Annotated in this window: 15 protein-coding genes; 7 read left to right on the plus strand and 8 right to left on the minus strand. The window is 68.2% G+C overall.

The window, feature by feature from the left end; genetic code table 11:
* Positions 1-2: 2 nt before the first annotated feature.
* The 3 genes from ON40_RS09130 (at position 3) to ON40_RS09140 (ending at position 3,546) form a co-directional block, all read left to right on the plus strand.
* The gene (locus ON40_RS09130; protein WP_040820570.1) at positions 3-971 is read left to right on the plus strand and encodes a VOC family protein; all 969 of its coding nucleotides are present in this window, start codon (positions 3-5) and stop codon (positions 969-971) included.
* A 152-nt stretch (positions 972-1,123) separates the two neighbouring features.
* Complete coding sequence (locus tag ON40_RS09135; protein WP_051192874.1) at positions 1,124-2,455, plus strand: MFS transporter; 1,332 nt, start codon at positions 1,124-1,126, stop codon at positions 2,453-2,455.
* A gap of 146 nt (positions 2,456-2,601) precedes the next feature.
* Positions 2,602-3,546: a UTP--glucose-1-phosphate uridylyltransferase gene (locus ON40_RS09140; protein WP_040820572.1), complete on the plus strand. Its 945-nt coding sequence runs from the start codon at positions 2,602-2,604 to the stop codon at positions 3,544-3,546.
* A 19-nt stretch (positions 3,547-3,565) separates the two neighbouring features.
* Here ON40_RS09140 and ON40_RS09145 read toward each other — a convergent pair whose 3' ends face one another.
* Together ON40_RS09145 and ON40_RS09150 are read right to left on the minus strand one after the other, a co-directional pair.
* Entirely contained in the window at positions 3,566-4,450 is an 885-nt protein-coding gene (locus tag ON40_RS09145) for a class I SAM-dependent methyltransferase (RefSeq protein WP_040820574.1), read from the minus strand.
* A 154-nt stretch (positions 4,451-4,604) separates the two neighbouring features.
* Complete coding sequence (locus ON40_RS09150) at positions 4,605-5,999, minus strand: metallophosphoesterase (protein ID WP_040820576.1); 1,395 nt, start codon at positions 5,997-5,999, stop codon at positions 4,605-4,607.
* Positions 6,000-6,320: 321 nt separating this feature from the next.
* Between ON40_RS09150 and car the strand changes: the two genes are divergently transcribed.
* Complete coding sequence (gene car, locus ON40_RS09155; protein ID WP_040820578.1) at positions 6,321-9,821, plus strand: carboxylic acid reductase; 3,501 nt, start codon at positions 6,321-6,323, stop codon at positions 9,819-9,821.
* Positions 9,822-9,932: 111 nt separating this feature from the next.
* Here the strand turns inward: car and ON40_RS09160 are convergent, their stop codons facing one another.
* The 6 genes from ON40_RS09160 to ON40_RS09185 all read right to left on the minus strand — a co-directional run bounded on the left by ON40_RS09160 (position 9,933) and on the right by ON40_RS09185 (position 18,088).
* Entirely contained in the window at positions 9,933-11,270 is a 1,338-nt protein-coding gene (locus tag ON40_RS09160) for a dihydrolipoamide acetyltransferase family protein (protein WP_174435017.1), read from the minus strand.
* A gap of 11 nt (positions 11,271-11,281) precedes the next feature.
* Positions 11,282-12,268 (minus strand): alpha-ketoacid dehydrogenase subunit beta, encoded by a 987-nt coding sequence (locus tag ON40_RS09165; RefSeq protein WP_218008764.1) that lies wholly within the window; start codon positions 12,266-12,268, stop codon positions 11,282-11,284.
* 66 nt (positions 12,269-12,334) lie between these two features.
* Entirely contained in the window at positions 12,335-13,615 is a 1,281-nt protein-coding gene (gene pdhA / locus ON40_RS09170; RefSeq protein WP_085997676.1) for a pyruvate dehydrogenase (acetyl-transferring) E1 component subunit alpha, read from the minus strand.
* 46 nt (positions 13,616-13,661) lie between these two features.
* The gene (gene lpdA / locus ON40_RS09175; RefSeq protein ID WP_040820580.1) at positions 13,662-15,140 is read right to left on the minus strand and encodes a dihydrolipoyl dehydrogenase; all 1,479 of its coding nucleotides are present in this window, start codon (positions 15,138-15,140) and stop codon (positions 13,662-13,664) included.
* A 232-nt stretch (positions 15,141-15,372) separates the two neighbouring features.
* A complete protein-coding gene (locus tag ON40_RS09180; RefSeq protein WP_040820582.1) occupies positions 15,373-16,563 on the minus strand; it encodes a PucR family transcriptional regulator in 1,191 nt (396 codons plus the stop codon).
* A 25-nt stretch (positions 16,564-16,588) separates the two neighbouring features.
* Positions 16,589-18,088 carry a PucR family transcriptional regulator gene (locus ON40_RS09185; protein ID WP_040820583.1) on the minus strand — a complete coding sequence of 500 codons (1,500 nt, stop codon included), beginning with the start codon at positions 18,086-18,088 and terminating at the stop codon, positions 16,589-16,591.
* A 250-nt stretch (positions 18,089-18,338) separates the two neighbouring features.
* On the opposite strand from ON40_RS09185, the gene ON40_RS09190 reads away from it, so the two are divergent.
* The 3 genes from ON40_RS09190 to ON40_RS09200 are packed head-to-tail and all read left to right on the plus strand — an operon-like array spanning position 18,339 to position 21,084.
* Positions 18,339-19,208: an FAD binding domain-containing protein gene (locus tag ON40_RS09190; RefSeq protein WP_040820586.1), complete on the plus strand. Its 870-nt coding sequence runs from the start codon at positions 18,339-18,341 to the stop codon at positions 19,206-19,208.
* Positions 19,208-19,693 (plus strand): (2Fe-2S)-binding protein, encoded by a 486-nt coding sequence (locus ON40_RS09195; RefSeq protein WP_040820587.1) that lies wholly within the window; start codon positions 19,208-19,210, stop codon positions 19,691-19,693. Before ON40_RS09190 ends, ON40_RS09195 begins: the two co-directional genes overlap by 1 nt.
* A complete protein-coding gene (locus ON40_RS09200) occupies positions 19,690-21,084 on the plus strand; it encodes an 8-oxoguanine deaminase (RefSeq protein WP_051192876.1) in 1,395 nt (464 codons plus the stop codon). Before ON40_RS09195 ends, ON40_RS09200 begins: the two co-directional genes overlap by 4 nt.
* Positions 21,085-21,112: the final 28 nt, after the last annotated feature.

Genomic DNA, 21,112 nt, shown 5'->3' on the forward strand with positions numbered 1-21,112 from the left:
AGATGGCCCCCGGTCATGACATCGCGCATCTGGCGCACGTACAGCTGCTGACGCCGACGCTCGACAGCAGCGTCGCATTCTTCACCGATTTCCTCGGGCTGCGGGTGGTCGGTGAGAGCAAGGACGAGGTGTATCTGCACGCCTGGGACGATTATCAGCACCACACCCTCACCCTGCGCGCGCATCGGCACGGCGGCATCGGCCGCACGCACCTGCGGGCCGCCGGTCCCGAGGCGCTGGCTCGGCGGGTCGCGGCGCTGGAGGCCGCCGGACGCGGAATCGGCTGGGCCGAAGGCGAATCCGGCTTCGGGCCCACCTACCTGTTCACCGATCCGGACGGTCACGAATTCGGTCTCTACTACGAGGCGGAGTGGTACGAGTGCGGTGAACAGGACCGCCCGTCGCTGAAGAATCAGGCCGGCGCCTATCCCAGCGGCGGCGTCCCGGCGCGCAGGCTCGATCACGTCAACTTCCTCGGCCGCAGTCCGGTGGACAATCGCGACTTCCTCGAGCAGACGCTGGGCGCGATGACGACCGAGCAGATCGTGCTGAACGACGGTTCGGTCGCGGGCACCTGGACCACGTTCACCAACAAGAGTTACGACCTGGTCTACACTCGCGACAACCTGGCCTTGTCGGGGCGGCTGCACCACATCGCGTTCGCCGCCGACAGCCGCGCGGACATCCTGCGGGCCTGCGATGTCGCCCTGGATCAGGGTGTGTTCATCGAGACCGGCCCGCACAAGCACGCCATTCAGCAGACGTTCTTCCTGTACGTCTACGAGCCCGGCGGCAACCGCATCGAACTGTGCAATGCCGGTGCGCGGCTGATTCTGGCTCCGGACTGGAAACGGGTGGACTGGACCGAGGCCGAACGCGCCAAGGGGCAGGCGTGGGGTCTGCGCACGATCGAGTCCTTCCACACCCACGGGACGCCGACCGCCGAGGATCTCGCGGGTTCGCAGGACTAGACAGCGGCCGCGCCGATCGGTCGGCCGCGCCGCGATCTCGTCGAGGGCGCCTGTCCGAGCATAATGTTAACAATTCTGCTCGAAATACTGTTGATGATATTGCTACAGATGTAACCTGCATCACTGGATGTAGCTCTACGAAAGGGACACAGGTGTCCTCGCTCGAATCCGGTGGCGTCTCGGCCGCCCCCTCCTGGCGGCTGTGGCTTCAGGTCACTGCGGTCTGCTGGTTCCTCGTTCTGCTCGACGGACTCGATCTGTTCGTCTACGGCGCGACGCTGCCCGGTGTGTTCAAGGACAAGGCTTTCGGTCTGAGCCCGGCCGTGGCCGGGGATATCGGCAGCTTCAACACCTTCGGCATGCTGCTGGGCGCGCTGGCCGCCGGAGTGATCACCGACCGGATCGGCCGCCGCAAGATCATCCTGGGCGGGGTGCTGGTGTTCACGCTGTCCGCGGCCGTCTGCGGTATGGCGCCCGACGTGTCGACCTTCGGCGCCGCGCGATTCACCGCGGGTATCGGGCTGGGGGTGCTGCTGCCGACCGCGATCGCGATGGTCATGGAGTACGCCCCGGCGGCGCGCAAGAACATCGCGGTCACCTTCCTGATGACCGCGCATCAGGCCGGTGGCGCGATCGCCGGGGCGGTCGCGATGAATATCGTCGAATCACTGGGCTGGCGTTCGGTGTACTGGTTCGGCGCCGCGCCGGTCGTCATCGCGGTCCCCGCGATCCTGTTCCTGCTGCCCGAATCACTGACCTATCTGCTGGCATCGGGCCGCACCGAGCGAGCGCAGCGGATCGCGGACCGGTTCGGGGTTTCGCTCGCGGCCTACACGCCCGAACGCGACGCACAGCAGCGACGCGGCAAGGTCTCCGAATTGTTCACTCCCGCACTGCGTTCGGTGACGTTGCTGTTCTGGATCGCCTCGTTCGGCGGACTGCTGCTGGTCTACGGCGTGAACACCTGGCTGCCCACGATGATGCGCGCACACGGTTACAACCTCGGTTCGGCGATCAGCTTCCTGCTGGTGATCAACCTCGGCGGCATCGTCGGGATGCTGGTCGCCGGACCGCTCGCCGATCGGTTCGGCCCGCGGCGGGTGACGGTCATCTGGTTCGCGGCCACCATGATCGGGATCGGGCTGCTCGCGGTGCACATGCCGCTGTGGCTGACCTGCGTGGACGTCTTCCTCACCGGCGGATTCCTGTTCAGCGCGCAGACGCTGATCTACGCCTCGGTCGGCACCTACTATCTGCCGAGCATCCGGGCGACGTCGCTGGGCTGGGTTTCGGGTCTCGGACGGTTCGGCGCGGTATTCGGGCCCTGGCTGGGTGGCGTCCTGGTCGCGCACGAGCTGTCGAACTGGGGATTCACCGTGTTCGCGGTGGCGGCGTTGATCTCGGCGGTGATGGTGGCGCTGGTTCGGGCGCGGCCTGTGGGCGATCCGGCCGTTAGTGGCACGCCGGTGGGCGCCACCGGGTAGCGCCCGCAGGGCGGGTGTGAGTGAGATCACGCAGGTCGGGGGCGTTCTCCAGGTAACGGGAGGCTGTTCCCATCTTCCGTACAGGTTGGCTCCTTAGCGTCGGTACCGAATCGCGAACGGCAATCCGGCACTCGAAGGAGATCCACATGGACCACGCCGCCCCGACCACACCCCGCCAGTTCCGCACGGCCGTGGTGCCCGCGGCCGGGCTGGGCACCCGATTCCTGCCCGCCACCAAATCCGTGCCCAAGGAACTGCTACCGGTGGTGGACACCTCCGGAATCGAGTTGGTGGCCGAGGAGGCCGCACAGGCCGGCGCCGACCGGATGGTGATCGTCACCTCGCCCGGAAAGAGTTCCGTGGCAAAGCATTTCACCGAGGATCCGGAGCTGGAGGGCACGCTCGCCCAGCGCGGCAAATTCGGTCTGCTCGAACGGGTGCGTCGCGCGCCCAAACTGCTCGAGGTGGACACCGTGCTGCAACAGCGTCCGCTGGGACTGGGACATGCTGTGCTGCAAGCCGAATCGGTCCTGGCGCCCGACGAGAACGCCGTCGCGGTACTGCTGCCCGACGATCTGGTCCGCCCGCCCGCCGGAGCTGCCGCATCCGAACAGGACGGCGTCCTGGAGACGATGGCCGCGGTGCGCCGCCGCTGGGGCGGCAGTGTGCTGTGCGCGTTCGAGGTACCCCGCGAGAAGGTCGGCGCGTACGGCGTGTTCGACGTCGCGGCGGCACCCGAGGCGCACGCCCCGGATGTGTTGCGGGTCAACGCCATGGTGGAGAAACCCGCCGTCGAAGACGCCCCGTCGACCCTCGCCGCGGCCGGTCGCTACCTGCTCGATCGGGCGATCTTCGACGCGCTGCGCCGCATCGAGCCGGGCGCGGGCGGGGAGTACCAGCTCACCGACGCCATCGCCCTGCTCATCGCCGAGGGGCACCCCGTCCACGTCGTCGTGCACCGCGGTGTTCGCCACGACATCGGCAACCCGGGCGGATACCTGTGCGCCGCAGTGGATTTCGCCCTCGAACGCGAAGAATACGCAGCCCCGCTGCGGGATTGGCTGATCCAGCGGCTCGCGGTCACCGCGTAGCCGACCGGGGTCGGCCCGACTACTTCGTCGCGGTCAGATATGCGGCCACGTTGTGCATATCGGCCGAACCTCCCGTGAGTTCGGGGACCGGACGGCCGTACCGGGCCGAGAGTTCGGTGACGTCGGCCGAATCGACCTGCCAGCCGCGGTCGGTCAGCCACTGGACCGGATCGGTCCGCTCATCGTTGTAGAACAGTTGGGTGACGTCGACGTCGCCGAAGGGGCTGGTCGCCATCTCCTGTGTGGCCGCCTGGGAGATACGCGCGATATCGGGACGGCCGGAGAAACCCTCCACGGCTACGCGGCTACCGGGAGCCGAGAGCGTATCGATCCGCTCGAACAGGGCGTCCTGCGCCGCGCCCGGCAGATAGGGCAGCAGGCCCTCGGCGGACCAGGCGGTCGGACGGTCGGCGTCGAAACCGGCGTCGAACAGGGCCGCGGGCCAGTCGTCGCGTAGATCGACCGGGACCGCGCGCAGGACCGCCCGGGGCACCACCTCGTTGTCCGCCAGCACCTGATGTTTGAAGTCCAGCACCTTGGGCTGATCGATCTCGAAGACGCTGGCGCCCACCGGCCAGTCGAGCCGGTACCCGCGCGCGTCCAGCCCGGCCGCGAGGATCACCGCCTGCCGCACACCCGCGGCGGCCGCGGCGAGGAAGAACTCGTCGAAGAACTTCGTGCGCACCCCGATCAGGCGTGCCACGGGCAGGAATTCCGCGTCGCCGGGTGCGGCGAGGGCCTGCAGTGAGCGCGGTTCGGCCGCGGCCTCGACGAACAACCGGGCGCAGTCGTCGCGGATCAGAGCATCGGGCTGGGCGGTCTCGGTTGCCCGGAATGTCGCGACTCCCAGGGCGGTGATGCCGACACTGCTGATGATGTCCCAGGTATCTCCATCGGTTCGCACTACTACTCTCCTCAATGATGCTGGCGCACTGAAATACTCAGCGCGTGCGACGACCGGTCGGTACTTGCTCCGCGAGCCAGCGTAGGCGCAAAGATGATCATCGTGTGGGACATGCCCGTCGATCCGGATGAAAACCCCCCGTGACCGGGTGGGATTACCGCAACCCCGAAAAGTCCCGCAGCACCGCGTGATTGCGGTCGGCGCAACTGCCCAGGGCGTGATCGGGATGCAGCCCGAAATACTGCCGCCGGGTCCGGGTGCTCCAGCACAGTGCGGGCTCGGCGCGGGTCTTGTAGAAGTTCACCATGTAGCCGCCGGAGTAGATGCGCAGCAGCAGATAGCCGCCGGGATACTCCTTGACCGCCGCGCCTTCGAGGAATTCCACGTTCACGGGGGAGTCCGGGCGGCCCACTCGATTGCGGTGGGTGTGGCCGGTGTGATGCAGGAACACGCCCGGCGCGCCGCGGTACAGCGAGTGCAGTACGGCGGCCGAGGCGCGGTCGAGCACGAATCCCGGTCCGGCCGGATTGCTCACCGCCGCAGAGGAAGTCACCGGATGATGCCCGAACATCAGGGTGGGCCGGTCCGGATCGGCGGCCAGCACCTCGCGCAGATTGCTCAGTTGCGGTGCGGTGAGCGTGCCGCCGGAGCCGCGCGGGCGGGTCGTGTCCAGGCCGATGATGCGCAGCCCGTCGACGTCCGAGACGGCCAGTCGTCCCCGGGCGTGGAATACCGATCCCCAGGGGTCGCCCTCGCGGGACACGTCGTGGTTGCCACGGCAGACGAAGTAGTCCCGGCCCGCCGCACCCCAGGCATCCAGGCGCGCACGCACCGCCGCGGACTGCTCGAGCGTGCCCGAATCGGTCATGTCACCGGCCACGATGAGTTGATCGGTGCCGCGATCGGGTGCGCGCAGATCGGTCAGCAGCGCGTCCAGCATGATCTGCGGATGGCTGTCGGTGTCGTGCCGCAGCCCGTTCGGGAATCCGGCCACGATCAGGCCGCTGGTGCTCTCGCCGTAGTGCACGTCGTTGGCGAGCGCGATCGTGCGCAGCAGCGGGCCCGGCGGCGGGGTGAGTGTGGTGAAAACGCCTGTGGTTTCCGGTGATCCGGCCCGGCGCGTGACCAGGGTCCGGGCCGGGACGGCGCGGCAGCCGCCGGAATACGCCTCGAATCGGTACGCGCGGCCCGGCTCGAGTCCCTCGATCTGCGCGTAGTGGTACGCGGTGGGACGGGAGTCGATGCTGTATCGCCGGGGCGGATGCGCGGCGTCCGCGGGGGCGATGCGAATCTCGGTGTCCGCGGGCGCCGGGCGCAGCCGTCCGGCGCGATCGCGGGCTCGGGTCGTCCAGGTCAGGATCGCCGAACTGTCGGTGACGGTCACCACCTCGAGTTCGGAGGCGACCAGCGAATCCTGGTGCACCCGAACGCGATCGGCTCGATGGGCGGTGAACGCCGAGCGGGTGCGGAACGGAGTTCCCACCGTGACGGCGGCCGCTCCCGAGGCGGCATTGGCGACCCAGGTCGCTCGCAGACGTGCGTTCAGCATGGAAACCTCCGCCCGGGTACGGCCCGATGATCCGACGGTAGGGCGGCCGGTTGAACGGTCCGGAGCCCGCACGTGACCAATTCGGCGGCCTGTGCTGAATATTTCGGTGCGGGTAGCACAGACCGCCGCACGGGGGTGAGTGAGATATCAGACAGTGGTCCTGAGCTTGCCGGATACCGATAGCGCTGGTCCTGGACTTGACTTTGCCTGGTCACCGGACTGGGATAGTTGGTACATGAAACTAATTGCGGAATACATGCATCGCTAGGATGTCCGCGGCGGGGCATCGGGGCGTCGGACGAATTCGAGGGAGGTCGAGGTATGGACGAGGCAGCGCGGCAGGAACTGGGGCGGCGGATGACGGAGCTGGTCGCCCGCGACCCGCAGGTTCGCGCGGCGATTCCGGATGCCGAGGTGGGCGCGGCGGTGGCTCGCACGAACGTGTCGTTGGCGCAGTCGATCGCGATGCTCGTGCAGGGGTATGCGGACCGTCCGGCGCTGGCCGGGCGGGCGATGGAGTTCGTCACCGACGAGACCGGTCGCACCCACGGGCGGTTGCTGCCGCGCTACGACACCATCACCTACGGCGAGATGTGGCGGCGCGTCACCGCCGTCGCCGCGGCCTGGTATCACGATGCCGAATCTCCGCTCCGGGCAGGCGATTTCGTCGCCGTTCTCGGATTCACCAGTACCGACTACACGGTGGTGGATCTGGCCTGCACCGCACTGGGCACGGTGTCGGTGCCGTTGCAGACCGGCGCGTCCGCGGCGCAGTTGACCCCGATCGTCACCGAGACCCGGCCGCGCGTGCTGGCCGCGAGCGTCGAACAGCTCGACACCGCAGTGGATCTGGTGCTGGCCACCGAACTGCCGAGCACGCTGGTCGTCTTCGACCACCATCCGCAGGACGACGATCATCGCGCCGCGGTCGAATCCGCCCGCGCTCGCCTGGCCGATCGTCCGGTATCGGTGCGGGTCCTGGCGGAGGTCGTCGAACAGGGCGGCGAACTCCCCGAGGCCCCACTGCACACCGGCGCGCACGAGGATGCGCTGGCCCTGCTCGTCTACACCTCGGGGAGTACCGGAACGCCCAAGGGCGCGATGTATTCCGAGCGCATGGTGACCCGGATGTGGCGTAACGGCGTGGAGGTGCCGCTGCCGTCGATCGGGTTCAGCTTCATGCCGATGAGTCACGTCGCCGGACGCGGTTCGCTGCTGTCCTGCCTGGGTCGCGGCGGCACCGTGTATTTCGCCGCCCGCAGCGATATGTCCACGCTGTTCGACGATCTGGCGTTGGCGCGCCCCACGGTGCTGTTCTTCGTTCCGCGCATATGCGACATGCTGTTCCAGCGTTTCCGCGGTGAAGTCGATCGCCGAGTGGCCGCCGGAGGCGTGCCGGAGACGGTCGAGCAGCAGGTGAAAGTCGAACTGCGCGACGAGGTTCTGGGCGGACGCTTCATCTTGGCCATCACCGGCAGTGCGCCGCTGTCGGCGCAACTGCACGAATTCATGGCCTCGGTACTGGGATTCGGCCTGATCGATGGATACGGCTCGACCGAGTCCTCCGGCGGCGTCATCGTCGACAACCTCGTCGTCCGGCCGCCGGTGATCGATTACAAACTCCTCGACGTCCCGGAGCTGGGCTATTTCAGCACCGACAAGCCTTATCCGCGAGGGGAACTGCTGATCAAGGCCGAGACCCTCTTCCCCGGCTATTTCCGGCGCCCCGAACTGAATGCGGAGATCTTCGACGCCGAGGGCTTCTACCGCACCGGTGACATCATGGCCGAACACGGCCCTGATCACTTGTTCTACGTCGACCGGCGCAACAACGTGCTCAAACTCTCGCAGGGCGAGTTCGTGACGGTCGCCAAGCTGGAAGCCGTCTACGCGGCCAGTCCGCTGGTCCACCAGATCTATCTGTACGGCAGCAGTGAGCGCGCGTATCTGCTCGCGGTCGTCGTCCCGACGCCCGAATCGCTTGCCGCACATCCCGATACCGCCGATCTGACCGCGGCGATCACCGAATCGCTACAGCGCGTGGCCCGGGGGGCCGAGCTGAACTCCTACGAGATCCCGCGCGCCTTCCTGCTCGAGACCGAGCCGTTCACCCTCGACAACGGACTGCTGTCCGGTATCGCGAAACAGTTGCGGCCCAGGCTCAAAGAGCGCTACGGCGAGCGGCTCGAGCAGCTCTACATCGATCTGGCGCGGGAACAGGACGACGAACTGGCCGCACTGCGCCGCGAGGCCGCGGATCTGCCGGTGCTCGAGACGGTCGGGCGGGCCGCGCGAGCGCTGCTGGGTTGCGCGACCACGGATCTGCGCCCGGATGTGCACTTCACCGATCTGGGCGGTGATTCACTCTCGGCGTTGACGTATTCCACACTGCTGCAGGAGACCTTCGGGGTGGAGGTCCCGGTCGGTGTGATCGTCGGCCCCGCCACCGACCTGACCGCGCTGGCCCGGTACATCGAGGCCGAACGCGATTCCGGCGGCACCCGGCCCACCGTCGCCGGTGTGCACGGGACCGGAGCGCGGATTCGCGCCGCCGATCTCACCCTGGACAAGTTCATCGACCGCCCGACGCTCGATGCCGCCCCGGACCTGCCGCGTGCCGCGCAGGTTCCCGCCACAGTGCTGCTGACCGGTGCGAACGGCTATCTGGGCCGGTTCCTGTGCCTGGAATGGCTGGAGCGGCTGTCCGCTTCGGGCGGCCGACTGATCTGTGTGGTGCGCGGCGCCGATGCGGCGGCGGCGCGCGCCCGGCTGGACGAGGTCTTCGACAGCGGAGATCCGGAACTCACCCGGCACTATCGCGCACTGGCCGAGCGTACCCTCGAGGTGCTGGCCGGTGATATCGGTGAGCCGAATCTCGGTGTGAGTGAACAGGATTGGGATCGGCTCGCGCAGACGGTCGATCTGATCGTGCATCCGGCGGCCCTGGTCAACCACGTGCTGCCGTACGGGCAGTTGTTCGGTCCCAACGTGGTGGGCACCGCGGAGGTGATCCGGCTGGCCCTGACCACGACGATCAAGCCGGTCACCTATCTGTCCACAGTGGCCGTCGCCGCGCAGGTCGCGCCCCAGGCGTTCACCGAGGACGGTGACATCCGCGAGGTCAGCGCGGTGCGCTCGATCGACGACGGCTATGCCAACGGCTACGGCAACAGCAAGTGGGCCGGTGAGGTGCTGCTGCGGGAGGCGCACGATCTGTGCGGTCTTCCGGTGGCGGTCTTCCGGTCCGACATGATCCTGGCCCACTCGCGTTACGCCGGGCAGTTGAACGTCCCCGATATGTTCACCCGCCTGCTGCTGAGCCTGCTGGCCACCGGACTGGCCCCGAAATCCTTCTACGCCACCGACTCTCGGGGCGAGCGGCAGCGTTCACACTACGACGGGCTGCCCGCCGATTTCACCGCCCTGGCGATCACCGCGCTCGGCACCCAGGTCACCGATGGTTTCGAGACCTTCGATGTGCTCAACCCGCACGACGACGGCATCTCACTGGACGAATTCGTCGACTGGCTGATCGAGGCGGGGCATGCGATCGAGCGGATCGACGACTACGGCGAATGGTTCCGCCGGTTCGAGACCGCGGTGCGTGGGCTGCCCGAGGAACAACGCCAGCATTCGTTGCTGCCGCTGCTGCACGCCTACCGGGCTCCGGGTAGGCCGCAGCGCGGTGCGGCTCTGCCCGCCAAGAGGTTCCAGGCCGCGGTGCAGGCCGCCGAACTGGGCGCCGATCGCGACATCCCGCATCTGGACCGCGCGTTGATCGAGAAGTACGCCACCGACCTGATGCTGCGAAAACTGTTGTAGGCCACCATTCCACCCGCTCAACGGTGCGCGGGTAGCTGTGTCCGTGGCTTCGGCACAGCCGGCGAGGGTGCCCCGGTGTGACCCGGGGCACCCTCGCCATCTGGGCTGCTGTTACGTGATGATCCGCAGAGGATGTTCCAGCAGATCCTTGAATTGCTGCAGGAACTTCGCCGCGACCGCGCCGTCGATGGCCCGGTGATCGGCGGACAGCGTGACCCGCAGCACCTTGCGGGCCACCACCGCGCCCGAATCATCCAGTCGCAGTTCGTCACTCGCGCCGCCGACCGCCAGGATCGCCGATTCGGGCGGGTTGATGACCGCGGTGAACTGTTCGATGCCGAACATGCCCAGGTTGGAGATGGTGAAGGTGCCACCGGACATCTCCTCGGCACGCAGTTTGCGTGTCCGGGCGCGTTCGGCCTTGTCGCGGCTCTCGGCAGCGATCTCCGAGACGCTCTTGCGGTCCGCGTCGTGGATCACCGGGACGAGCAGCCCGGCCGGGGTCGCCACCGCGACGCCGAGATGAATTCCCTTGTGCTGCAGGAGTTTGTCACCGGCGAAGCTGACGTTCACCGACGGATCGGTGCGCAGGGTGGCCGCGACCGCCTTGACGAGCAGGTCGTTGACGCTGACCTTGCCCTTTCCGGCGGAATCGAGAGTCGCGTTGATCTGCACCCGGAAGGCCAGCAGTTCGGTGACGTCGATCGCGCTGGTCAGATAGATGTGCGGGGCCTGCTGTTTGCTCTCGGTGAGACGGGTGGCCGAGACCTGCTGGATGCGGGTCAGCGGAATCTCGTCGTAGTCGCCCGATACCGGAATCGGTTGAGCTACTGCGGCTTCGGCAGTGGCGGCCGCCGGTGCGAGTTCCGGGGATGTTCCGGAATCGGTTGCGGGCTTCGCTGATTCGACATCACGGCGAGTGATGCGTCCGCCGGGTCCGCTGCCGGTCACGGTCGCCAGATCGACACCGCGTTCGCGGGCGATCTTCCGTGCGAGCGGCGAGGACTTGGGACGCTGCCCGTCCGCGGTGGCCGAACTGCTGGACGTGCGATCGTCCGGTGTCGCGGATCCTGCTGTAGCCGTGGGTGTCGGCGTCACGGAACCCGTTGCGGGCCTGGGAGCGTCGGGTGTGGGCGCAGCGGGGGAGACCTCGGAGCCGCCGGTAGCGGCCGAGGTCTCCGGTGCCGCGGCGCTCGTGACGCGCGCGGTCCCGCTGCCATCCCCGACGAGTGCGATCGGTTCCCCGATCGGCACCCGCGCTCCCGCGTCGGCGAGGATCTGTTCGAGAACCCCGTCGTCGTAGGCTTCCAGCTCCATCAGAGCCTTGTCGGTCTCGATCTCGGCGATGACCTCGCCGCGGGCCACCGGATCTCCCACCTGTTTGAGCCAGGACGCGATGACGCCCTCCTCCATGGTGTCCGAGAGCCGGGGCATGGTGATCTCAGGCATATCTGGTCCTCTCAGGCCCGCCGTCGGCCCACGGCCGCAAGGGTTTCCATGGCGGCGGTGTACAGCGAGTCGGCGGACGGCAGGGCGATCCGTTCGAGCGGTTTGGCGTAGGGCAGCGGTACCTCGGCCATGGCGACGCGGCGCACCGGCGCATCGAGGTAGTCGAAGGCGCCGTCGGAGATGGAGGCGGCCACCTCCGCGCCGATGCCGTAGGTCAGCCAGTCGTCCTCGCCGATCACCGCGCAGCCGGTCTTGCGGACCGAGGTGACGAGCGTTTCGCGGTCCAGCGGACGCAGGCTGCGAAGGTCGATCACCTCCGCCGAGATACCTTCGGCGGCAAGGCGTTCGGCGACCTGGGTGCATACCGTGGCCATCCGGGAGTAGCCGATCAGCGTGATGTCCGAGCCCTCCCGGGTGACCGCCGCCTTGCCGATCTGCGCGGGCGGAATATCCTCGGGCACTTCACCCTTGGTGTTGTAGAGCGAGAGGTTCTCCAGGAACAGCACCGGGTCGTCGTCCTCGATCGCCGCCTTGAGCAGCGCGGCCGCGTCGGCCGGTGTGCTGGGCGCGACCACCTTCAGGCCCGGGACGAACGCGTAGTACAGCTCGATGTTCTGCGAATGGGTCGCGCCGAGCTGCTGACCGCCGCCACCGGGCGTGCGGATGACCATGGGCACGTTGGTCTGCCCGCCGAACATGCCGTAGATCTTGGCCGCGTGATTGACGATCTGATCCAGCGCGAGCAGTGAGAAGTTGATGGTCATGATCTCCACGACCGGGCGCAGCCCCAGCATCGCCGCGCCGATGGCGGCACCGACGAAACCCTCCTCGGCGATCGGCGTGTCGCGGACCCGCTTCTCCCCGAATTCGGCCAGCAGACCGGCGGTGATCTTGTAGGAGCCCTCGAAGACGCCGATCTCCTCGCCGATGAGGAAGACATCGTCGTCGCGCCGCATCTCCTGACGCAGCGTCTCGCGCAGAGCTTCGCGATACGTGATGACGGGCACGGAATTACCTTTCGGGGTGAGCGACGGGCCGTCGCGATGCGTGGTGACGGGCACGGGTCACCTCAGCGCCTCGGCCGGGAACAGCGGGTCGGCGGGCAGCCGGCGCAGTTCCCCGGGGACGGGGGTCGCATACGTGTAGTCGAACAGGCTGGACGGGTCCGGATGCGGGCTCGACTCCGCGAATTCCACAGCGGTGGCGACCTTCTCGGCGACGTCGGCTTCGATCGCGGCGGCCGACTCCTCGCTCAGCACACCGGCCGCGAGCAGCCGGGCGTGCCAGAGTGTGATCGGATCGTGTTCGCGGGCTTCCGAAACCGCCTCGGTGCTGCGGTATTTGGCCGGGTCGACCACCGAGTGGCCCTTGAGCCGATGGCTGACCGCCTCGAGCAGCGCCGGTTTCCCTTCGCGCCGTGCGGATTCGATGAGTTCGCTCGCCGCTTCGCGGACCGCCAGCACATCGGTGCCGTCCACCCGCTCACCGCGCATCCGGTAGGCCGCGGCCCGCTTCCACAGATCCGGTTCGGCGGAGGACTTCTCGACCGTGGTGCCCATGCCGGTGTAGTTGTTGATCACCAGGAACACCACGGGCAGGCGCCACAGTGCCGCGATGTTCAGCGATTCGTGGAATGCGCCGATATTCGTGGTGCCCTCGCCCATCTGGCACACCACCACGTCGTCCTCGCCGCGATAGTCGATGGCCAGTGCCGCGCCGATGGCCAGCGGGACCTGACCGCCGACGATCGCATAACCGCCGAGCAGCCGGGTCGCGGTGTCGTACATGTGCATCGAACCGCCCCAGCCCTTCGAGGTGCCGGTGGAGCGGCCGTACAGCTCGGCCATCACCCGGCCGGGCTCGATGCCCTTGGCCAGTGCGTAACCGTGCTCGCGGTAGTTGGTGAACAGGTAGTCGGTCGGGCGCATGGCCGCGCCGAGCCCGACGACGGTCGCCTCCTCACCGAGGTTCAGGTGGCAGTAGCCGCCGATCCTGGCCTGCTGATACGCCTGGGCGGTGCGCTCCTCGAAGCGGCGCACGAACAGCATGTCGCGATAGAGGTCACGCAGCGACTCGGGATCTGTTGCGGCGATGCGACTTTCGACCGTCGATGCTTCGGTCGCCGTGTGATCGGCGAGCGGGGTCTGCGTTGCCGACGCGGTGTCTGCCTGGGTCGTCTTCTTGGCACGAGCGGACTTGCGCGGGGCCGAGGTCGCGGCGGGCGCGTCGTCGGCGGGCGCGGCTTCCGCTTCCTGTGCCGGAACGGATTTGGCGGCGGTGGCCGGACGTCCGTCGGCCGGACGGGTGGCCTTGCGGCTGGGCTTGCGGGGAGTTGCGGTGGTCACTTGTGGTGCTCCTCGAGTTCGATGCGGCACAGCGTTTCCGGTGCGGTCACGCTCTGCTGCCGCCTCCGGGTCGCTTGCGCGGTGGCGCGATGTGAACCGGCAGTCCGAGACCGGCCAGGGCCGCCTCCATGCCGATCTCGCCGAGGGTGGGGTGGGCGTGGATGGTGCCCGCGAGTTCGTCGAGGGTGGCCTCGATCGAGATGGCCAGCGCCCCTTCGGTGATCAGATCACTGGCCGACGGTCCGATGATGTGCACGCCGAGCACCTCGTTGTGGCGCTGCCCGGCAACGATTTTCAGCATGCCCTCGGTATCCCCGAAGGTCTTGGCCCGGCCCAGCGCCGCGAACGGGAACGAGGCGGTGACGATCTCGTGCCCCGCGGCGCGGGCGGCCTCCTCGGTGAACCCGACGCTCGCGATCTCCGGATGGGTGAACGTGGCGGCCGGGATGACCGCGTAGTCGATGTGCGTCTCGTGCCCGGCGATGGCATCGGCCGCGGTGAGGCCCTGATGCGAGGCGACGTGCGCGAGCAGAGCCTTGCCGGTGACATCACCGATCGCGTAGACGTGCGGCACGCCGGTGCGCATCTGGTCGTCGACCGGGATGAAACCCCGTGCGTCGGTTTCGATTCCGGCGATATCCAGATCGAGCGCGGCGGTATTGGGGCGACGGCCGACGCCGACGAGCACCACATCCGCGTCCACCTCACGCGCCTGCGGCCCGCCGACCGCGACGCGCAACGCTCCGGCCGCCTCGGTGATGCCGGTGACCGTGGACCCGGTCAGCACGGTGATGCCGCGTTTGGTGAACGAGCGTCCCAGGGCGGTCCCGATCGCGCTGTCCTCCAATGGAACCAGCCGATCCTGCATCTCCACGACGGTGACCTCCGCGCCGAAGGCGTGGAACAGGCTGGCCCATTCCGCGCCGACCGCACTACCGCCGATGACGACGATGCGCTCGGGTACCTCGGTCAGCCCGAACGCGCCGTCGGAGGTGATCACACCGGGCAGATCCGCACCCGGCACGGGCAGTACCGCCGGTACCGAACCGGTCGCCACGATGACGTCGGTGGCGGTGATCTCGCGGACCGCCGCCGCGCCGGGAGCCGCGGCGTAGCGGGGGCCACCGGCGAAGATCGGCGAGGTTCCGGCCTCGAAGACCTGCACCGTGGTGGGTCCGGTGAACCGGGCATGGCCCTCGATCACGGTGACGCCGTTGGCTTTCAGCAGTCCCGCGACACCGTCGGTGAGCTCTTTGACGATCCCGTCCTTGCGCTGGCGCACGGCGGCGAAGTCGAATCGGACGTCATCGGCGTATACGCCGAAATCGGCTGCGGCACTGACGGTCTGGAAGACCTCGGCGGATCGCAACATGGCCTTGGTGGGGATGCAGCCCCAGTTCAGGCAGACCCCGCCGGGCCGTTCCTTCTCCGCCAGCCCGACCGTCAGGCCGCGCTGAGCGGCCCGGATGGCGGCCACATAGCCACCGGGACCGCCGCCGATCACCAGTAGATCGAATTCCGGCACTCGTGGTGCTCCTCGTCTCGAACGAATACGACCGCGCCCGGTTGTGGCGCGAGTCATCCACGTCGAGTCTTGTCGCCACTCGGAGCACAAACAATGCACCGCAAGCCCAGGAATTCCGTTCCCAAACTGGGCGCTGCGCCCAATGGTGGTCATGGCGCGAGCAGGCGGTGCCCGACCGGTTCACGGTGGTACAGCGCATCCGGCCACAGGGGGCGGGGAGACTGCCGCGGCGCTACTGGGAGGCGTCGAGCCCGAGCGCGGCGAGGGCGAGCGACAATTCCAGCGCCGCGCGCTGATCCTCGAGCGGACGCCCCAGCAACCCGGAAATCCGCTGCAATCGATTGATCACGGTGTTGCGATGGCAGTGCAGTCGCGGCGCCGCATTGGCCGCGGAACGGTTCTCCGCCAACCAGATCGACAGTGTGCGCAGCAGGATGTCGCGCTCCTTGTCCGGTAGTTCGAGCACCGGGCCGAGGGTGTGGGTGAGCAGCAGATCGGTCAGATCGGGGGAGCGGACCAGCAGCGCCTCGGGATACCGCTGCTCGAGCGACACCAGACCCGTTGCGCCCCCGGGCAAGGTCTGTAGCGCGATGAGCGCCAGCGCGTGCGCGGAATCCACCTGTGCCAGCCCCGGCACCGCGGGCGAGGCCCCCGCGCGCCCGCGCACCTGCGGCCGAAGTTGTTGCAGGACGGCCTCATCGGTGCGATGTTCCAGCGAGACGATCCCGATCGTGGTGTCCACTCGGTCGTGCCACACCGATCGGATGCCCGAGGCCGACAGCGCCGTCTCGGTGCCCGCCCGCAGTGGCCGCCCCGCACCGCGGGCCGCGACCACCAGATATGCCCCCTGCGTGGGCAGATTCAACTCGCGTGCGGCGCGGGCGGCGAACGCGGCGTCGTGCGCCCGGCCCGAGAGCAGATCCTCGATCAGTGCGTGGCGGCGGCGCTCGTCCCGCCGGACCTGTTCCAGTTCGGTATTGCGGTACGAGGTCACCAGCGCCGAGGACAGCCCGTCGACCACCGCCCACATCGCCGTTCCGGATTCCCGGATCTCCTGTGGCCCAACACTTCCGGCCTTGTCGAGCAACGCCTCCCAGACGATGCCGCCGCCGAGCCGGAAGGTCCGCAGCATCGCCTCCATCGGCACGCCCTGTTCGGCGCGATGTCGGCCGATCGCCGCCGCCACGTCGTCGGTCTCCGGATCGCCGCTCGCGCCGCCGAGCAGATCCAGGATCCGGGTCAGATATCGGCGGCAGCCCTCGCGCAGGTCGGCGCGGGGGACCGAGGTGTAGTCGGTCCATTCGGGGTTGTCGGTGAAGATCGCCGCCAGCAGTCGCCGCGTCATCGCCGGCACGTCGGCCCGGCACGCCTGGGCCAGGGTGCGCGTCCCGGGCGTCGAAAGGGCAGGTTGTGGCGATGCCATGGCCAGCACGGTACGCCGAATCGGCTCAACCCAGCGCGAGTGCCAGGAAGAAGTCGACCCGGTCCTCGAGCCGGGACAGATCGCGGCCGGTCAGCTCCTCGATCCGGGCGATGCGGTAGCGCAGCGTGTTGACGTGCAGATGCAGCAGTTCGGCGCTGCGGGTCCACGAGCCGTTGGTCTGCAGGAATATCTGCAGGGTGTGCACCAGATCCGCGCCGTTGTCCTGGTCGTAGGTGACCAGCGGGTCCAGCAGGCGCAGCCGGAACATCCGGCGCACCTCGTCGGGAACGCTGGCCAGCAGCATCATGTGGGTGGCCAGTTCGTCGTGGCCGACCAGTGCGCCCGCCCGCCCGCGTCCGGCGGCCATCCGCCGGGCGTAGCGGGCCTCCTCGACCGCACCGCGCAGCCCCTCGCCGTCGACGATGCCGCTGACGCCGATCGACAGGCGGATACCGCCCAGACCCGGTTCGAGAGTGCGCAGCGCCGAACCGATCTCGGTGCGTGCGGCGGCGTCGGCGGGGATCAGCGCGATCGCCTCGCCGTCCACCAGACCGGCGGCAGGTGTTCTGCCGTAGAGGATTTCGCGCAACAGCGCGCGTAACTCCCTGGGCCGCAGGACATCCTCGGCCGCGGCTGCCACCGCGACATAGCTGTCGGTCACCCCGAGCCCGGTCAACTCGAGTCGCGAAATGATCTCCGCCGGTTTCGCATCGGAGACGATCAGCTGGACCAGTTCCTCGGCCAGGCGGCCCTCGGCGCGCTGTCGATCGTCGTTGCGGACCCGTTCGAGGGAGACGATGGCCGCGAGTTCTCCGGCCAGCGCGCGACGTTGTTCGGGCCAGTCCGAACAGTCCGAATCGAATACCAGCAGCCAGTCCGCGACCCGGGAGGTGCCGAATTCGTCCACCGCGAACAGCGAATACGGCCGCGGCCCGGTGCGGACCACGTGCGGCAGCCGCCGTGCGGACAGGAATTCGGTGACCGTGCGCGCGGGCGGCGGCTCGACCGGTCCGGCCACGACCCGACCGGTCGTGGACATCACCCAGCAGCGCATGTCCAGATCGCGTTCGATGAGGTCGAGTACCGAACCCAGGCCGGTGCCGGAGACCAACTGGCGATGCCGGTCCAGGATCGCGGTCAGATCCGCCGCCCGTCCGGTGGACAGCATGCGGGTGATCCGCTCGGTGACGGTCGCGAACGCCACCCGCTCATCCACTCGGAACAGCGGAATCCGGTACTTGCGGCAGGCCTGCACCACATCCTCGGGCGGTGCGCCGTAACGGGCGTCCCCGGTGGCCAGCGCCGCCGCCTTGGACCGGGCCAGCGCCGCGACGAAGGTCTCGCTGTCCTGCGGACCGCTGCGCCACTGCATGCCGGTGAGCACCAGTTCGCCACCCGACAGATAGCGGCTGGGATCGGGCAGATCCTGGGTGACGACCCAGCGCACGAACCGGTCGAGCTCCTCTTCCCCCGTGACGAGTTCGAGCCCCAGATCCGTCATGGCGAGCAGGGAACGTAGACGCATGATTCCGGACGCTAACAGCCTGCGCGCCCGGTTGTCGCCATATCGAGGGCACTGGTGACCTCGCTGTAACGCGGGCGTCATCGCATTTGGAGATAAGTACGAACGACCCCGTGTGAACCAGCGCACAGTTCGGAGTTCCGGTCGTGGCCGTGCGATGCCTCGGACGGGTGTACTGGCTTCACACGTTTCATGCCGATGGAGGTCAGATGACGGTGCGGCAGTGCACACTCGGAAATGCCGGGGGGATGTGATGGAATTCCTGCGACCCGGCGGTTGGGCCGAGGCGCTCGAATTACGGGCCGCCTTTCCCGAGGCGCTCCCCATTCAGGGCGGCACGGATGTGATGGTCGAGCTGAATTTCGACAAGGGGCGTCCGGCGGCACTGCTGGATCTTAATCCGTGCGCGGAATTGCGGCGTATCGAGGAAATCGATGGCCGGGTGCGCGTCGGCGCGGGTGTTCCGTACGTGCAGATCATCCGTGAACTGGGCACACGTGTACCCGGACTGGCCCAGGCCGCGCGCACGGTGGGTTCGCCGCAGATCCGCAATCGCGGGTCCGTGGGCGGTAATCTCGGCGCCGCGTCGCCGGCCGGTGACAGCCATCCCGCGTTGCTCGCCGCGAATGCGGTGATCGAGGTGACCTCGGCCGCGCGCGGTTCCCGGATGATTCCGATCGACGATTTCTACGTATGGGTCAAGAAGAATGCGCTCGAACCCGATGAATTGATCCGCGCGATCTGGCTGGAACCCGATTCCGGCCCGCAGTATTTCTCGAAAGTGGGCACTCGAAACGCCATGGTCATCGCGGTATGTTCCTTCGCGATCGCATTACATCCCCGAACACGCACGGCGGGAACGGGAATCGGTTCCTGCGGCCCGACACCCTTGCGGGCTCGCGCGGCGGAGGATTTTCTCGCGCGCGAACTGCCCTGGGCGGATCCGGTCCCGCTGACCGAGACGATCGCGCGCGAATTCGGCGCATTGGTCGCGGCCGCGGCGAAACCCATCGACGATGTGCGCGGTACCGCCGACTATCGCACGCACGCCCTCTCGGTCATGGCACGCCGCACCCTGAGCTGGGCTTGGAACGACCTCGCGGCGCAGAGGAGAGCGGCCTGATGCGGGTGAATGTCCATGTCAACGGCGTCCGAGAGACCGTCGACGACGTCTGGGAAGGCGAGAGCCTGCTGTACCTGCTGCGTGAGCGGATGGGGCTGCCGGGCTCCAAGAACGCCTGCGAACAAGGCGAATGTGGGTCCTGCACAGTCTATCTGGATGGCGTCCCGGCCTGCTCGTGCCTGGTCGCCGCCGGACAGGCGCGCGAACGTTCGGTGCGCACGGTGGAGGGTCTGGCCACCGCCACAGGGACGGCCGACCGGCTCGATCCGGTGCAGCAGGCGTTCGTGGAAACCGGTGCGGTGCAATGCGGATTCTGCACGCCGGGGCTGATCGTGCAGGCGCACGACCTGATCGAGCGGAATCCGGAGCCGACCGATGCGGAGATCCGCGAGGCGCTGGCCGGAAACCTCTGCCGCTGTACGGGTTACGAGAAGATCCTCGACGCGGTCCGGGTGGCCGCACGGCGAAAGGCCGCAGCGCAATGAGTAAGGTATCGCAGGCTGATCCGGCGGCGCAGTTGTCTGCGGGCCACCGGATCGTCATCGAAAACGCTTATATCGCACCGGTTGTCGGCGACGAGATCGACAACGGATACCTCACCGTCGACAACGGCCGGATCACCGCCCTGGCCAGCGGACCCGCGCCGATCGTCGAGGATGCCGAGCGCATCGACGGCACCGGCTGCCTGGTCACCCCGGGCCTGGTGAACACCCATCACCACCTCTACCAGTGGGCCACCCAGGGCCTGTATCAGGACGCCACGCTGTTCGAATGGCTGACCGGGCTGTACCGGACCTGGGCCCGGATCGATGCCGACATCACCCATGGCGCGGCAGTGGCCGGACTGGGCTGGCTGGCCCTGAGCGGGACCACCACCTCCACCGATCACCACTACGTATTCCCTTCGGGCCGTGGCGATCTGTTCGAGGCCGAGGTCCGTGCGGCCGCGGAGGTGGGGCTTCGATTCCACCCCTGCCGGGGCTCGATGGACCGCGGTCGATCCGACGGCGGTCTGCCGCCGGACGAGGTCGTGGAGACGATCGATCGGATCCTGGACGAGACCGCGGCGGTGATCGACAAGTACCACGACCCGTCCTTCGATTCGATGCTGCGGGTGGCCGTGGCGCCCTGCTCACCGTTCTCGGTGAGCGAGACACTGCTGCGCGAGTCGGCGATCCTGGCCCGCGACAAGGGTGTTCGCCTGCACACACATCTGGCCGAGACGCTCGACGAGGAACGGCACTGCCGCGAGCAGATGGGCTGCACCCCGGTCGAATACATGGAGAAGATCGGCTGGCTGGGCCCGGACGTCTGGTTCGCGCACGCGGTTCATCTGCACGACAAGGATATTCAGCGTTTCGCCGAGACCGGCTCCGGCTCCGCGCACTGCCCGAGCTCCAATGCCCGGCTCGGAGCGGGGATCGCCCGGGTGCGGGATCTGCTGGCTGCGGGCGCACCGGTCGGACTGGGCGTGGACGGCGCGGCATCCTCCGAACTGACCTCGATGGCCGGTGAGATGCGCCAGGCCATGCTCTTTCAGCGCGCGGTGTACGGGCCGACGGCCCTGACCGCACGCCAGGCGCTGGAGATCGGCACCCTGGGCGGGGCGCGAAATCTGGGTCGGCACACCGAGATCGGCAGCCTCGAGCCGGGCAAGCTGGCCGATATCGCGATCTGGCGGGTCGACGGATTCCGTTCCGCCATCGCCGATCCGGTGTGCTCGCTGGTATTCGGCCCGACTCCGCCGCTGGCGCGACTGCTGGTGGGCGGGCGCACCGTGGTCGAGAACGACGAGTTGCGCACCGTCGCACAGGACGTCATCGCCGCGGCCGGGGTCTCGGCCCGTGATCGGCTGCTGCGCGGACAGGACCGCTGATGACCGTCCCGCCGAAATCACGGACCGG

This window comes from Nocardia jiangxiensis NBRC 101359 (assembly GCF_000308615.1).
GTDB lineage: Bacteria > Actinomycetota > Actinomycetes > Mycobacteriales > Mycobacteriaceae > Nocardia > Nocardia jiangxiensis.